We start from the raw sequence: 14,866 nt of genomic DNA on the forward strand, positions 1-14,866 counted from the left end.
ACGGACTTAATTGCTTGAGCTAGCGCCCGGTTATACCGGGCGCTGCTCTAGGGCTAAGCGCACACCAAACATTATCAACACAGCCCCAGTGGCTGCATTTAATGTTTGCGCAAAACGAGCGCTGGCCAGCCATTTACTTGCCCCACCTACCATTAACACAACGCTAATTTGCCAAATATTGGCAATCACAAAATGAACACCGGCTAGCCACAGCGACTTTAATAAAGCGGGGTCTGTTGGCGCGATAAACTGTGGCAAAAAAGCCATATAGAACACGACCGTTTTGGGGTTAAGTACGTTAGAGAGCAACCCTTCTTTAACCGGTTGCCAGATAGATACTGGCGATGCAGTTTGCAAAACACTTTGGACGGGCAATGCGGTGCCTCGGCGAGCCGCCAGCAGGCTAGCCACACCAAGCCAAATCAAGTAAGCCGCCCCGGCAAGCTTAAGCAGATGAAAAGCCCATGCTGACTGCAGCAAAATTAAAGAGATACCCAGCGCTGAAATAGTGGCATGCACAAATAGCCCGCAACAGATAGCGATACTCGTTACTACGCCATCTCGAACGCCACCGCGAGCGGTATTACGTATTACCAGCAGAGTATCCACTCCAGGACTTATTGAAAGCAGCGTAATCGCAATCAAAAAAGAAATAAATTGCCCATCTATAAAGGTGATTTGCACCATCATATAAGCCCAATAGGTTAAAAAGCGTTACTCATTCGTCGCTGGACGCGCTGTTTTTTTGCTTCTAAAGTGATCTTGGCGAGCACACAATAACTCTGCTCGTTACTTCATTAAGCATGTTAAGGATACGAGCAATGGCAACGGGCACTGTCAAGTGGTTCAACGACACCAAAGGTTATGGCTTCATCGCACCTGATGACGGGGGCGATGATCTATTCGCACACTTTTCTGAAATCCAAGCGGAGGGTTTTAAGACCCTGCCTGATGGTCAAAAGGTTAGCTTTGACGTCACCCAGGGTAAAAAAGGTCTTCAGGCATCAAACATCCGCCTAGCCTAGCCATTAACAATTGGCGACGGTTGGAGTGACCAACGACAACACCCCGTCTTAAAACAGTCAAAACAGCGCCAACCACGAATATCCCAAAGGCCCGAAGTGCGGGCCTTTTTTGTGGGCAGATTCTCGCGTGAGGGCTTATTGAGTGGCGTTTAAGCTCTCAAGCTCTGCCTCTGTATCATCAGCGTTTTCTTCTGTGTCCGCTTCTTCTGAGCCATCTTCTTGGCTATTAGCCGCCTCTGAACTATCCATTTCGGAACTGTAAGGTTCTAAGCCATCGATACCTGCACCATTGGTACGTTCCCGTTCAATCTCTTCAAACTGCTCGTTTAATCGCTGCTGAGCTTCTTCAAAACGACGCTCAGTATCTTCGATTAGCGCATCAACATCGGTAGCTTCCAGGTCATCCTCTAAACGAGGACTCTCTGGCAAACTGCTCTCCGTTTCCCAGCTTGAGGAAAAGTCGTCACTCTCCATCGGCTCCAGAGCAGTGGACTGCTGCTCTACTTCCTGGAACTGTTGATCCAAGCGGCGCTGGGCCTCTTCAAAACGGCGCTCTGTTTCAGCAATAACATCATCGACATCTGAACGTGTTGTTTCCCCAGGCATTGCGCTTGCTTCATCTAATGCATCTTCTGGGTCTGCAGCTAAGGTGTCTTCTCCAGCCTGTATCTCTTCAGCGCCTTGGGGCTGCTCTTCATCCAACTCATCTTCGCCCTCAGCGCGTAACGCTTCGGCCTGCTCAAGCTCTTCAGCGGCTTGACGCGCTTCTACATCATCCTCAATTTCTTCAGGATCGGGCATTTCTGCGGCGTTCTCTGCTGCTGCAGGCGCATCCTCCTGTTGAACCACCTCATCATCCGATACCGATGATGCACTCTCTTCAGGGGCGACAGTAGGCTCTTCCTGGCTTTCACCACAGGCACTTAGCAGCAGTGCTAGGGCAGCAAGCGCAGGTATCCATAAACGATTTACCATCGAACCATTCTCCTCAGGTGGCTATATTTTAAAATTGTAGCAGCCGCTAAAAATAGCAGTCGCCTTTAGCATCGATCATTCGCTGCCAATAGCGGGCACTCATCAGGTAGCAGCACCTTCAATGCCAGTGGCACAATCTCAACGCAGAATCGGTCATAATGCCGCGCTTCTCCATCCAGCGTTAACGGCCAGGGAGGATCATCTTGTTGGGTGGTCACCGTTAGCTGGCTGACGGTGAAGTAGCTCACATAGCGACCTTCTTTAGGGAACTGCTGCAACTCGCTGATTAACGTTGGCAGCTCTAAAACAGAGGTGAAATCCTTAACCACCAGCACATCTAAGCGGCCGTCATCTAACTTAGCGCTGGGGGCTAATACTTGCCCTCCACCCGACTGGCGCCCGTTACCTAGTGCTAATAGCAGTAATTCCGCACTGCGCTCCTCATCGCCCCAGTGCAGCGTGCCGCGATAGCTTCGGTGCCGCCATGCCTTTAATGCGCCCATCAGCGAATAAGCCCCTCCACCCAGCATGCGCTTTAGCGTTTTAGGGGTGGATGAGGTAATTTCAGCTCCGAAGCCACCTGTCGTCATGTTGACATAGTAGCTGGTGAAGTCCTCGCCCTGCGCTTCTGCTGTTACGCGCACCACGTCAATGGGCGACGCTGAAAGCGTCAACGCCGCGGCTAGTGCAGGCCCTGGCTCCAGTGGCAAGCCAACGGATGTAGCGAAATCGTTGGCGCTGCCAAGGGGCACAATCCCCATTGCAGGACGCTGATCATGCGCTAGCTGCATCAAGCCATTAACCACTTCGCTGACAGTTCCATCGCCACCGCAGGCAACCACACAGGTTGCCCCCAGTTCAACCGATTGAGCAGCAAATGTAGCCGCGTCCCCCCCCTCCCAGGTTGAACGAACGATAATCTGCTTCCCTGCTTCTCTTTGCTCTTCAACGGCTTCGCGAAGTTCCGGATTACCGGCAGACTTACCATTAATAATGAGTAAATAACGTTGCTGTGAATCGTCCACCTAGGTTTTCCCTTTCCATGGTTAATTCGCTAGCACCTATCAGGCCAGCGCTTTCTCGACCACCTCAAACACATTTGATGATAGCGGCTCGCGCTTAATGCGCTCAAGCTGCTCACGCATCATCTGTTGGCGCACGTCATCAAAGCGCTGCCAGCGAGTTAACGGCGTAATCAGTCGCGCGGCTATTTCAGGATTTATCTGGTTAAGCTCAATCACCACATCCGCTAGCAAGGCGTAGCCTTTGCCGTCTAAGCGATGGAAATTGACTCTATTCTGAGCAAAGGCCCCTATCAGCGCACGCACCTTATTGGGGTTTTTAATTGAAAACGCCGGGTGCTGCATTAAATACTCGACTCGTTCCAGAACATCTGGCTGCGGCCGCGATACCTGAATCGTGAACCATTGATCCATAACAAGCGGATCATGCGCCCACTTCTGCCCAAATGCTTTAAGCGCTGGGGAGGCAAGGTCATCGCGGTCGCTATGCACCAGCAGCGTTAACGCGTGACGCACATCGGTCATATTATGATCCGCAGCAAATTGCGCTTCACACAGTGCCAGCCCCTGATGATCCTCAATCGACATTAAATACGTCAGCGCTACATTTTTAAGGCTCCGCTGAGCAATTTGCTCTGGCGACGGGGCATAGCGTTCTTCACTTACGTTGTCATTGTAGATAGTAAGAAATTCATCGCGTAGCGCCATCGCTAGCGATTGGCGCACGAACTCGCGGGCAGCGTGAATCGCATCAACATCAATAATAGGCTGCTGCTCAGCAATGTATGCCTCTGAAGGGAGTGTCAGCATTTCAGCCAGCACGGCTTTGTCGCTCATTTGCCCAGTTAACAGCGTTCTAAACGCTTCAACGACACGTCCATCCATGACTTTTTCGACGCCGTTACGATGAGCGGCAATTAGATCATCCAGCGCCAGCATAGCCAAACGCTGCCCTGCATCCCAACGGTTAAAGCCATCACTATCGTGGGTAAGCAGGAAGGCTAGGTCTTCACGGGAGTATGGAAAGTGCAGTTTTACGGGTGCCGAAAATTCGCGCAACAATGAAGGAACCGGTGCTTCTGCCACATCGGTAAATACAAATGTTTGCTCATCTTCACGCAGGTGAATAACTGCGTCTTTACCTAACTTCTCGCCTTCCAGAGTCAGCATTAGGTCTTGCCCTGACTTGGTACCCACCAAGCCCATCCGCACAGGAATATGCAGCGGCAGCTTATCAAACTGGCCCGGGGTTGAGGGCGTGCGCTGGCGTAGCGTGAGGTGATACTCGCCATGGGCATAGTCATACTCGCCACGGGCATCAATTTCCGGCGTGCCTGCCTGGGCGTACCAACGCATAAACTGGCCTAAATCAGCGCCTGAGACTTCCGCCATGCAGCCAACGAAATCTTCAATAGTGACCGCTTGGCCATCGAAGCGCTCAAAATAGAGATCAGAGCCGCGACGGAACGCTTCCCAGCCCAATAGATTACGCAGCATCCGCACCACTTCTGCACCCTTTTCATAAATCGTCAGGGTGTAGAAGTTGGTGATTTCAATGAAGTGGTCGGGGCGGATCGGGTGTGCCGTTGGCCCGGCGTCTTCAGCAAACTGCGCTGTACGGAAAAATGATACGTCTTGAATGCGTTTAACCGGTGCTGAATTGGTATCCGCTGAGAAACATTGGTCGCGAAAAACCGTAAAACCTTCTTTCAATGACAGCTGGAACCAGTCACGGCACGTTACCCGATTGCCGGACCAGTTATGAAAATATTCATGGGCAACAATACCCTCAACATTTTGATAAGCTGAATCTGTTGCAGTGTTAGGGTGCGTAAGTACCGCCGCAGAGTTAAAGATATTAAGCCCTTTGTTCTCCATGGCCCCCATATTGAAGTCGTTTACTGCCACAATCATAAATAGATCTAGGTCGTATTCACGGCCATAGGTCTGCTCATCCCAGGTCATGGCACGCTTAAGCGATGCCATGGCATGCTCTGTTTTATCGAGATTATCCTGCTCTACCCAAAGCTGAAGCGTCACGTCACGCCCACTCATGGTCGTAAAGTGGTCTTCAACTTTACGCAGGTCACCGGCTACCAACGCAAATAAATAGCACGGCTTAGGGTGCGGGTCTTCCCAGGTCACAAAGTGACGGCCGCCCTCCACTGTACCTTGATCAACGGGATTGCCGTTGGCTAAAAGCACTGGCTCGCTCGTAGCGTCGCCAATCACGGTGACCTTAAAGGTCGCCATCACATCGGGACGGTCAGGATAGAAAGTAATCCGCCGAAAGCCCTCTGCTTCGCATTGGGTGCAGTACATACCGTTGGACTGGTAGAGCCCTTCTAACGCGGTGTTACTGCTAGGCGCAATTTCCACTTCGCTTTCCAAGCTAAACGTTGCGGGTACGCGCTCAATACGTAGTGTGTCGGTATCACGCTGATAATCTGTATCGGTGAGAGGTTTGCCATCAATAGCGAGCTTAACTAGTGTCAGGTGTTCGCCATTTAGCACCAGAGGAGCATCAGCACTTGCCTCAGCGTGGCGCTCAATCATTAATCGCGCTTTAACGCGAGTCGCGGCGGGGTCAAGATCAAACGTCAGCTCGGTATGGGTAACGTGGTAGGCGGGCGGCTGATAGTCGCTTAAGTAAACCGGCTGCGGATCAGACATAGTGCGTGACTCCTGTAAGCTTTTAAGTGGGAGGATAGCGCCGCATCGGGCGCTATCGCATCAAATGAGTAGCGCGCAAATTAATCGCGGAAGTTATCAAACTGCAGCGGCAACTCAGGACCTTCTTCGCCACGCAGCAGCGCCATCACGTTTTGCAAATCGTCGCGCTTTTTACCCGTCACACGTACTTTTTCGCCCTGGATCTGAGCCTGTACTTTTAATTTGCTAGCTTTGATGCGCTTCACCACATCTTTGGCTTCTGCCGGATCAAGCCCTTGCTTAAGCACCACTTCCTGGCGTGCTTTAACGCCCGAAAGCAGCGCGTCTTGAATATCCATGCAACGGGCGTCAATACCACGGGCAATCAAACGGTTGCGCAGCACTTCGATCATCTGTTTGAGCTGAAAATCGACTTCCGCTTCCAGCTGAACTTTCTCGCCTTCGAGAGTAAAGCTTGCATCGACCCCTTTAAAATCAAAACGGGTTTGGACTTCGCGATTTGCTTGGTCAACGGCGTTAGATGCTTCGTGCTGATCAAATTCGGACACAATATCAAATGAGGGCATGGTGTAATTCCTGACAAGACATGACCCACTATTCTAGAGCAGCAAGCCCCTGCCCGGCTAATCCTCTTCCTAAACAGCGAGATTTTTAGTTAGGCAAACATTTATCCAAGCAACAAGCAATTTTATACAAACCTTATGCGCAATGGTGTTAATTCCTTAAAGATCGCTTACCCTAACCAACGTCAAGCTAACCAAGTACCCAGGAGCCACCATGAGTGATCGCGATGCACGCCACAAGGCGTCCATGGAAAAACTGAAAGCCCGCGTAGATGAAAAAGTGGCCAATGCCACTGAGCAGCGCGGGCTGCTGCTGGTAAATACTGGCAACGGCAAAGGCAAAACAACGGCGGCCTGGGGCACCGTTACCCGGGCGCTAGGGTACGGCTATAAAGTAGGTGTCGTGCAGTTCATTAAAGGCCAGTGGGAGTGCGGTGAGCGCAACCGTCTGGAGGAAGACCCAAATTTAAGCGTTGAAATTATGGCCACTGGCTTTACCTGGGATACCCAAAACCGAGAGGCCGACACCCAGGCTTGCCAAGCGGTATGGCAAGAGGCGGAGAAAATGCTCGCCGACCCTGACACCTACTTAGTTGTGCTAGATGAAATCACCTACATGCTGAAGTTCGGATATTTAGACATTGCCACCGTTAAGCAGGCGCTCATCAATCGTCCTGCGGAACAAACTGTGATTATGACTGGGCGTAATGCCCACCGTGAGCTGGTGGCCATGGCAGACACAGTGACTGAAATGCAGGAAGTGCGTCATGCCTTCAACAACGGCCTACAGGCACGCCGCGGTATCGATTTCTAACGTTCTGTGCCGCTAAAAAACAAGGGAGAGGCGATTAAATCGCCCCTCCCTTTGCTTACGCAGCTTAACGCGACTTACTTTATACTGCTAAACCACAACGTACTCTTAGTCGTGAAATGGGTTACGCAGCACAATAGTTTCGACACGATCAGGTCCGGTGGAAATAATATCAATGCTGGTGCCTACCTGCTCTTCTAAGAAGCTGATATACGCACGAGCGTTAGCAGGCAAATCCTCTACGCGTTTAGCGCCCAGCGTAGACTCTTTCCAGCCTGGTAGATCATGGTAAAGCGGCTCGATTGCCTCGTAGCCTTCCGAATCAACCGGATTATCCAGCACTTCACCATCTTTACTACGATAGCCAACGCACACGCGGATATTTTCCAAGCCGTCCAGTACATCAAGCTTAGTTAAACAGATACCTGATACCGAGTTGATTTGCACCGCGTGACGCAGCGCTACGGCGTCAAACCAGCCACAGCGACGTGGGCGGCCAGTGGTGGCACCGAACTCATGCCCACGCTCGGCTAGGTGGCGTCCGTCAACATCAAATAGCTCGGTAGGGAACGGACCGGAACCAACGCGGGTGGTGTACGCCTTAGTGATACCCAGCACGTAATCCAGGTATAGCGGGCCAACGCCTGATCCGGTTGCCGTACCACCTGCGGTGGTGTTGGAACTGGTTACGTAGGGATAGGTGCCATGGTCGATATCCAGCAGCGAGCCCTGGGCGCCTTCAAACAGAATATTATCACCCGCTTTGCGAAGGTCATGCACCATGCTGACCGTATCGGTCACCATCGGGCGAAGCTCTTCAGCCATTTGCATGGCGCTGTCCAATACTTCCTGGAAGTCTACCGCCTCTTCACCGTGGTAGTTCACCAGGACGAAGTTGTGGTAATCCAGCACTTCGCCAAGCTTGGAAGCAAAACGTTCACGGTGAAGCATATCGCCCAAACGCAGGCCACGGCGCGCCACTTTATCCTCATAGGCAGGGCCAATGCCACGCCCGGTAGTGCCAATTTTGGCCACGCCGCGGGCTTTTTCACGCGCTTGGTCCAAGCGAACGTGATAAGGCAGAATTAGCGGACAGGCAGGCGAAAGGCGCAGGCGCTCACGCACCGGCACACCTTTGGCTTCCAATTCGCGAATCTCTTTGATGAGCGCTTCGGGCGATAGCACCACACCGTTGCCAATTACGCAGGTTTTGCCGGGACGCAACACGCCTGAGGGAATCAGGTGAAGAACTGTTTTTTCACCGTCAATCACCAGCGTGTGACCAGCATTATGGCCGCCTTGGAAGCGAACAACCGCTGAGGCTGACTCGGTAAGCAGGTCGACAATTTTACCTTTACCTTCATCGCCCCACTGGGTACCCAGGACTACGACATTCTTACCCATTATGCACTCGTCTCTTGTGTCAGGGCCGTTGTCTGCCAACGGCCATCAATAAACTCAAGACGGCGGTCACAACTGTGCTCCGCCGGCCCAGTACGCTGCCCAGGCAGCGCTTGAATAACGCGTTCACCCTGCTCGCGTAGCGCAGCAATGGCCGTGTTAAGCGACTCCTCTTCTTGGGCAGGCGCCCAAACAGCCCCACCGCTAGGTGATGCTAACGACAACGATGCCAGCTGTTTTAAATCCATTGAAAAGCCAGTCGCTGGTCGCGCTCTACCAAAGGCACGGCCCGTATCGTCGTAGCGTCCACCTTTTGCGAGCGCATGTCCATAGCCTGGTACATAAGCCGCAAACATCATACCCGTGTGGTATTGATAGCCGCGCAACTCTGCTAGATCAAAATAGAGCGATACATCAAAACGTGCCAACACTCCTTTATAGAGCGCCTCTAACTGATCAAGCGCTGCGGTCACTGAGGCAGGCGCACCAGCAAAACGCTCGCGGGCCTCGCCCAGAACGCTTGCATCGCCATGCAACTCGCCCAGCGCCATTAGCATATCGGCCAGCACGGGGTCACTAACACTAGCACTGACCTGCTCAGCCAACTGCCCGGGCGACTTTAACGCCAGCGCTGCAAACAGCCCTCGCTCTTGCTCATCACTCAACGCAGCTGCTTCTACCAAACTCCGGTAGATGCCAATATGGCCTAGCGCTAAGTGAACCTCTTCAGCCCCAGCGGCTTTTAGGCTAGACAGCGCCAAATGAATAATTTCGCCGTCAGCCTCCAAGCCTGCATGACCGAACAGCTCAACGCCTACTTGAACCGGGCTACGCCCGCCTTGGTGCTGGTCAGCCTTGGCACGTAGCACATTAGTGCAGTAGCACAGACGCACCGGCCCTTGACGCTTTAGCGAATGAGCGTCCATACGCGCTACTTGTGGGGTAACATCAGCAGACGCCCCCATCATGCGGCCGGTTAATTGATCTGTCAGCTTAAACGTCTGGAGATCTAAATCGGTGCCGGTACCGGTGAGCAAAGAGTCCAAAAACTCCACCGGCGGCGGCATTACTTGGTCGTAGCCCCAGCAATGGTAGAGATCAAGCAGCGCACGGCGCAGCTCTTCCATGCGGCTTGCCTGAGGCGGCAGCACCTCATCCATGCCGTCGGGCAGTAGCCAGCGGTCAGCGATGGTCATGTGAACAATCCTGCGAGACGATGAAGGCCCTTCTACCCAACCCCTCTGCTACGCGTTAGATGCGCATCCAGGAGAGCATTAGTGAAACGAGGGCCACAAAAAAACCGGGCGACGCCCGGTCAATAAAGTCTATCACGTTTGTGCCCCAGATGAACCCCAGCAGTCATGCATCATGCCTGCTGGGGTTCCGGCAGCAAACTTACTCGCCGGTGTTGGGCGCTGCGCTGCGCAGGTAGCGGAAGAAATCGCTATCTGGCTCAAGCACCAGCAAGTTGTTATCGCCCGCGAAGCTTTCACGATAAGCGTTCAAGCTACGCCAGAAAGCGAAGAACTCCTGATCCTGGCTATACGCCTGGGAGAAGATAGCGGCCGCTTCGGCATCACCCTCACCACGCAGCGTTTCGGAACGCTCGTTAGCTTGGGCTAGCAGTACCTGACGACGGCGATCCGCATTGGCGCGAATCCGCTCGGCCTCTTCTTGACCCTGAGCACGCCACTCACGGGCTTCACGCTCACGCTCAGAGCGCATCCGCTCAAATACCGCCGCCGAAACATCTTGCGGGAGGTCAATACGCTTGATACGGATATCACGTATCGCCACACCCAGCTCTTCACGCATTAGCTCGTCAAGTTCAGATGTTGGCCCTGTCATCAGGTCATCACGACGTTCTGCAATGATTTCCTGCAAGTTAAGTCGACCAAACTCGTTACGTAGGCTCTCGTCGACACGCGGCTGAATTAGGCGAATAGCCATCAACTCATCGCCTGCTGTGGCTTCGTAGTAACGTGTCGGGTTGATTACCTGCCATTTTACGTAGGAATCAACGATGACAGCTTTCTGCTCAAGGGTCAGGTAACGACTTGTGTCGGTATCCAACGTAAGCAGACGGGTATCAAACTTACGGATTGTTTGAGCAATCGGTATTTTGGTGTGCAGACCCGGCTGGATATTCTCTTCAATAACCTCACCAAAACGGAGCTTAACAGCACGTTCGGTTTCATCCACCACATACAGGCTGTTACTGGCCAACCATGCCACGGCGGCAAGGCCACCTACGATTAGCAGGGATCGATTATTAATCATTTAGCGGCCCTCCCTGCGAATGGAGCTATTACCTGAGGACGATGAACTACCTTGACCACTGCGCAGAGAATCTAATACGCGCGGATCAATCGCCTCACTGCTATTACTGCTGCTGTTACTACTGCTAGAGCTACCGCCACTTGAACCGCCTCTCATTTGATCTAAGGGCAGATACATCAGTGGTGCATTTTCACTAATATCTAGCAAGACCTTAGGTGTGTTACCGAAGACCTCTTCAATAGCATCCAGGTACATACGCTCGCGCATAATCGCGGGCGAATTTTGATACTCGGTTAACAGCGCATTAAAGCGGTTAGCCTGACCCTGTGCTTCAGCAACTACCGACTCGCGATACCCCTGCCCCTGCTCTACCACACGCTGCGCCTGACCCTGTGCAGCTGGAATAATAGCGTTGGCATACGCCATACCTTCGTTAATCGTACGCTGACGATCTTCACGAGCACGAATAACGTCATCAAAGGCATCAATAACCGGTTCGGGCGCTGAGGTTGACTCAATGTTGATGGTTTGTAGACGAATACCTGCTCCATAGGCGTCTAGATAAGACTGAAGACGGCTTGCCACCGAGCTACCTAGAATTTCACGACCCGATGTCAAAATATCAATCATGTCGGTGCCACCCACTACGTGACGCAGTGCGGAGTCCAGAGCATTCTCGATAGAAAGCCCTGGATCTCGAACGTTAAGTACGAAATCACGCGGGTTAGCCACTTGGTACTGAGCGGAAATTTCCACTTCGACGATGTTCTCATCGCGGGTAAGCATTGATTGGGTTTGCGATACTGAACGCACCCGCGTCACGTTTACCATGCGCACATCATCAATAAGCGGTGGGTTCCATTGTAAGCCAGGGTCGACAATGCCCTGGTATTCACCAAAGCGTAGCACGACACCGCGTTCCGATTGGTCAACCAAATAGAAGCCTGACGCAGCCCAGATAGCCAAGGCAACGATAACCAGCAGACCGGGTAGGGCCAAGGAGTTGCGGGGCTTACCACCATCTCCTTTACCACTCCCTTTACCACCACCCCCTTTTTTGCCACCGCCCAACATACCGTTAAGCTTGTCTTGGAATTTCTTTAGCGCTTCGTCAAGGTCGGGAGGCCCTTGGTTATTGCCGCCGTTGTTACCTCCGTTATTGCCACCATTATTACCGCCGTTGCCACCACGATCTCCGCCGCTGTTATTACCGCGTCGGCCACCGCTGCTCCAGGGGTCGTGCTGGTTACCACCACCAGGCTCGTTCCAGGCCATACTTCGTCTCCACTAAGGTGTTCACCTACACGCGGCCTTGTTCAGAAAGGGCCGTCGTGCTTTTTAATATTATTGCTATATCAATCTTGTACCATTTTTCTACAAACAAGTAGATAAAAACTGATAGCAGGCGTGTTGCTAGAGCCTACTATCAGCGTCAAAAGCTACCATTCATCAGTTTCGCGCAGCGCTTGCGGTAAATAGGTATTAGCGCGCTCGCCTAGCTGGGCCATTAGCTGATTAAAGTCTCGTCTTGGCAAACGCACATCTAATACTGAGTGCCCCTGCTCGTCAAAAGACTCTTCCCGCACAGCGTTTAATTCATGCAGTCCCGCTCTTAATTTGCCCTGCTCAGGCGAAAGCGTCAGCGAAAAGCCAATAACATCATTTGCCAGGCGCTCGGTTAGCGCTTCATGTAGCAATTCTAACCCTTGACCTTGCTGAGCAGACAGCCAAACAACTTCAGGTGAACCGTGGCCATCGCGCTCGATGCGTGGCGCACTATCCAACCTATCAATTTTATTCATGACCTTAAGAACAGGCACACTGTCGGCGCCTATTTCTTCTAGAACGCGATTCACTTGCTCTACGTTCAAGTCTCTGTCTGGGTCAGCCGCATCAATCACATGCACCAACAGCGATGCTTCGGCCGCCTCTTGCAAGGTGGCACGAAACGCCTCGACCAACTTATGCGGAAGATGACGAATAAAGCCCACCGTATCGGCCAACACAACAGGGCCAACATCTTCAATTTCAAGGCGTCTAAGCGTTGGATCGAGCGTCGCGAAGAGTTGGTCAGCCGCGTATACCTCAGCGTTCGTCAACGCATTAAACAACGTTGACTTACCCGCGTTGGTATAGCCTACCAGCGATACACTGTGGATTTCTGCCCGCGATCGAGCGCGACGGTTCTGCTCGCGCTGGCTGCGCACTTTATCCAGTCGCTTATGGATCGATTTAATGCGAACACGCAACAAGCGACGGTCGGTTTCAAGCTGAGTTTCACCAGGGCCACGGAGGCCAATACCGCCTTTCTGGCGCTCAAGGTGAGTCCACCCGCGAATAAGGCGCGTAGACATGTATTCAAGCTGGGCAAGCTCTACTTGCAGTTTGCCTTCGTGAGTTCTTGCCCGCTGCGCGAAGATATCAAGTATCAAGCCAGTACGGTCAAGCACACGACACTTAAGCTCACGCTCAAGATTGCGCTCTTGGGAAGGTTTTAACGTGTGGTTGAAGATCACCAGTTCGGCTTCGTGAGCAGCGAGCATTGCCCGCAGCTCCTCCAACTTACCTGTCCCTATGAACGTGCGGGAATCAGGACGCTGGCGGCTAGCTGTGAGCAATGTCGCGGGCTCTGCACCAGCAGAGCGCACGAGTTCCAAGAACTCACCCGGGTCTTCACGTGCTTGTTCATCGTGGAAGTCAACGTGAACAAGTACAGCCGTTTCACCGGCATCTGGGCGTTCAAAAAACAATCAATACCTCATAGACTCTCTTGCTATCCAGCGGGCTTAGATGTCCGCGTCAGGCGCGGCAGGATCTTGTGCTGGCAAGCGCACATTGCGCGAGGGCACTACCGTAGAAATAGCATGTTTATAAACCATCTGACTGACGGTATTACGCAACAAGATGACAAACTGGTCAAACGATTCAATCTGGCCTTGCAGCTTAATGCCGTTTACCAGGAAGATAGAGACCGGAATGCGCTCCTTGCGCAAAATATTCAGGTACGGGTCTTGAAGGGACTGCCCTTTGGACATGTTGCTCTCCCTAAAACTGTCGTTGGGGTTGGTTATTAATGGCGTGCCCTACTGGTGCTACGCCGCAATCTTGTTGCCCGAAAGGCCTGGTCAACCGGCCACTCGAAAACACTTGCTTACGAACTGACTATCTTACGCTAAGGACTGCTTTCACGCACGAATTTCAGCACCTTATCCAAAGCGTCTGGCTGCTGCGAATCTACCCATGTAAGCGATGGCCAACTTCTTAACCACGTTAACTGTCGCTTAGCAAGCTGGCGGGTGGCAATAATTCCGCGCTCTAACAACGCTGCTTGGTCATACTCGCCGTCTAAATATTCCCACACCTGTCGATAGCCCACGCTTTTCATAGCGGGCAAATTAAGATGAAGCTCGCTGCGCTTTCTGAGGGCAGCCACCTCATCTATCAAGCCCTCTTCCAGCATTGTTTTAAAACGTCGGGCAATTCTGCTGTGTAAAACAGAGCGATCATTAGGCGCTAAAGCTATCGACAGCACCCGCCAAGGAAAGGTTTCCGGCTCCTGCTCTGCCCATAGCACACTCATTGGCCTTCCGCTGGCGTAGAACACCTCTAACGCACGCATTAAGCGCTGCGGATCATTGGGATGTATGCGCGCAGCCGAAGCGGGATCCACCTTCATAAGCGAGCGGTGCAGCCCTTCAAGCCCCTCTGCTTGGCGTTGAGCCTCTAAGCGCTGACGAATGGAAGCATCGGCGGCAGGTAAATTAGCCACGCCTTCAACCAAACGTTTGTAGTACAGCATGGTACCGCCTACCAGAAGGGGAACCTTACCTGCCGCGCTAATTTGCCGCATCTCTTGCAGCGCATCTTCACGGAAATCCGCCGCGGAATAGGGCTGAGCGGGGTCACGAATATCAATTAAACGGTGCGGCGCCCGGGCAAGTTCTGCGGCATTAGGTTTCGCACTGCCAATATCCATGCCCCGATACACCATGGCTGAGTCGACGCTGATTATTTCGTGCCCTAATTTTTCATGCAATGCGATGGCGGTATCTGTTTTTCCGGCCGCCGTAGGCCCCATTAAAAAAATAGCCAAGGGGCGTGTATCCGCCATTAGCT

The 14,866-nt window shown here is 52.5% G+C and carries 14 protein-coding genes; 2 read left to right on the forward strand and 12 right to left on the reverse strand.

Translation table 11 applies throughout. The annotated features are described in order from the left end of the window. Positions 1-30: 30 nt before the first annotated feature. Positions 31-687, reverse strand: a complete 657-nt coding sequence (locus tag P8S54_RS04270; protein WP_281444061.1) for a LysE family translocator — start codon at positions 685-687, stop codon at positions 31-33. Between the two features lie 134 nt (positions 688-821). Between P8S54_RS04270 and P8S54_RS04275 the strand changes: the two genes are divergently transcribed. After that, entirely contained in the window at positions 822-1,025 is a 204-nt protein-coding gene (locus P8S54_RS04275) for a cold-shock protein (protein WP_009099969.1), read from the forward strand. 135 nt (positions 1,026-1,160) lie between these two features. Here the strand turns inward: P8S54_RS04275 and P8S54_RS04280 are convergent, their stop codons facing one another. The 4 genes from P8S54_RS04280 to P8S54_RS04295 all read right to left on the reverse strand — a co-directional run bounded on the left by P8S54_RS04280 (position 1,161) and on the right by P8S54_RS04295 (position 6,261). Further along, on the reverse strand, positions 1,161-2,000 hold the full coding sequence (locus P8S54_RS04280) for a hypothetical protein (protein WP_281443354.1): 840 nt from the start codon (positions 1,998-2,000) through the stop codon (positions 1,161-1,163). A 65-nt stretch (positions 2,001-2,065) separates the two neighbouring features. Continuing rightward, on the reverse strand, positions 2,066-3,025 hold the full coding sequence (gene yegS / locus P8S54_RS04285; RefSeq protein ID WP_281443355.1) for a lipid kinase YegS: 960 nt from the start codon (positions 3,023-3,025) through the stop codon (positions 2,066-2,068). Positions 3,026-3,064: 39 nt separating this feature from the next. Further along, the gene (pepN, locus tag P8S54_RS04290) at positions 3,065-5,695 is read right to left on the reverse strand and encodes an aminopeptidase N (protein ID WP_281443356.1); all 2,631 of its coding nucleotides are present in this window, start codon (positions 5,693-5,695) and stop codon (positions 3,065-3,067) included. Between the two features lie 80 nt (positions 5,696-5,775). After that, positions 5,776-6,261: a YajQ family cyclic di-GMP-binding protein gene (locus P8S54_RS04295; RefSeq protein WP_009099961.1), complete on the reverse strand. Its 486-nt coding sequence runs from the start codon at positions 6,259-6,261 to the stop codon at positions 5,776-5,778. Positions 6,262-6,472: 211 nt separating this feature from the next. Between P8S54_RS04295 and cobO the strand changes: the two genes are divergently transcribed. Continuing rightward, complete coding sequence (gene cobO / locus P8S54_RS04300) at positions 6,473-7,072, forward strand: cob(I)yrinic acid a,c-diamide adenosyltransferase (protein ID WP_009099959.1); 600 nt, start codon at positions 6,473-6,475, stop codon at positions 7,070-7,072. 105 nt (positions 7,073-7,177) lie between these two features. On the opposite strand, the gene P8S54_RS04305 is transcribed toward cobO, so the two are convergent. From P8S54_RS04305 to miaA, 7 genes are all read right to left on the reverse strand, one after another. Next, positions 7,178-8,473: an adenylosuccinate synthase gene (locus tag P8S54_RS04305; RefSeq protein ID WP_009099957.1), complete on the reverse strand. Its 1,296-nt coding sequence runs from the start codon at positions 8,471-8,473 to the stop codon at positions 7,178-7,180. Next, positions 8,473-9,666, reverse strand: coding sequence for an ATP phosphoribosyltransferase regulatory subunit (locus P8S54_RS04310; RefSeq protein WP_009099956.1), 1,194 nt, complete (start codon positions 9,664-9,666; stop codon positions 8,473-8,475). Before P8S54_RS04310 ends, P8S54_RS04305 begins: the two co-directional genes overlap by 1 nt. 199 nt (positions 9,667-9,865) lie before the next feature. After that, positions 9,866-10,750 (reverse strand): protease modulator HflC, encoded by an 885-nt coding sequence (hflC, locus tag P8S54_RS04315; RefSeq protein WP_009099954.1) that lies wholly within the window; start codon positions 10,748-10,750, stop codon positions 9,866-9,868. Beyond that, positions 10,751-12,025, reverse strand: a complete 1,275-nt coding sequence (gene hflK, locus P8S54_RS04320) for an FtsH protease activity modulator HflK (RefSeq protein WP_009099952.1) — start codon at positions 12,023-12,025, stop codon at positions 10,751-10,753. Between the two features lie 164 nt (positions 12,026-12,189). Then, complete coding sequence (gene hflX, locus P8S54_RS04325) at positions 12,190-13,500, reverse strand: ribosome rescue GTPase HflX (protein WP_281443357.1); 1,311 nt, start codon at positions 13,498-13,500, stop codon at positions 12,190-12,192. Positions 13,501-13,536: 36 nt separating this feature from the next. Then, positions 13,537-13,785 carry an RNA chaperone Hfq gene (hfq, locus tag P8S54_RS04330; protein WP_009099947.1) on the reverse strand — a complete coding sequence of 83 codons (249 nt, stop codon included), beginning with the start codon at positions 13,783-13,785 and terminating at the stop codon, positions 13,537-13,539. 137 nt (positions 13,786-13,922) lie between these two features. Then, a complete protein-coding gene (gene miaA, locus P8S54_RS04335) occupies positions 13,923-14,861 on the reverse strand; it encodes a tRNA (adenosine(37)-N6)-dimethylallyltransferase MiaA (RefSeq protein ID WP_281443358.1) in 939 nt (312 codons plus the stop codon). Between the last annotated feature and the right edge of the window lie 5 nt (positions 14,862-14,866).

The organism is Halomonas sp. M1 (genome assembly GCF_029581375.1).
Taxonomy (GTDB): domain Bacteria; phylum Pseudomonadota; class Gammaproteobacteria; order Pseudomonadales; family Halomonadaceae; genus Vreelandella.

Coding starts and splice junctions, on each gene's coding strand:
- P8S54_RS04295 (WP_009099961.1), bottom strand. CDS start 6,261: ATGCCCTCATTTGATATTGTGTCCGAATTTGATCAGCACGAAGCATCT.
- P8S54_RS04280 (WP_281443354.1), bottom strand. CDS start 2,000: ATGGTAAATCGTTTATGGATACCTGCGCTTGCTGCCCTAGCACTGCTG.
- P8S54_RS04310 (WP_009099956.1), bottom strand. CDS start 9,666: ATGACCATCGCTGACCGCTGGCTACTGCCCGACGGCATGGATGAGGTG.
- hfq (WP_009099947.1), bottom strand. CDS start 13,785: ATGTCCAAAGGGCAGTCCCTTCAAGACCCGTACCTGAATATTTTGCGC.
- hflC (WP_009099954.1), bottom strand. CDS start 10,750: ATGATTAATAATCGATCCCTGCTAATCGTAGGTGGCCTTGCCGCCGTG.
- hflK (WP_009099952.1), bottom strand. CDS start 12,025: ATGGCCTGGAACGAGCCTGGTGGTGGTAACCAGCACGACCCCTGGAGC.
- miaA (WP_281443358.1), bottom strand. CDS start 14,861: ATGGCGGATACACGCCCCTTGGCTATTTTTTTAATGGGGCCTACGGCG.
- P8S54_RS04275 (WP_009099969.1), top strand. CDS start 822: ATGGCAACGGGCACTGTCAAGTGGTTCAACGACACCAAAGGTTATGGC.
- cobO (WP_009099959.1), top strand. CDS start 6,473: ATGAGTGATCGCGATGCACGCCACAAGGCGTCCATGGAAAAACTGAAA.
- P8S54_RS04270 (WP_281444061.1), bottom strand. CDS start 687: ATGGTGCAAATCACCTTTATAGATGGGCAATTTATTTCTTTTTTGATT.
- P8S54_RS04305 (WP_009099957.1), bottom strand. CDS start 8,473: ATGGGTAAGAATGTCGTAGTCCTGGGTACCCAGTGGGGCGATGAAGGT.
- pepN (WP_281443356.1), bottom strand. CDS start 5,695: ATGTCTGATCCGCAGCCGGTTTACTTAAGCGACTATCAGCCGCCCGCC.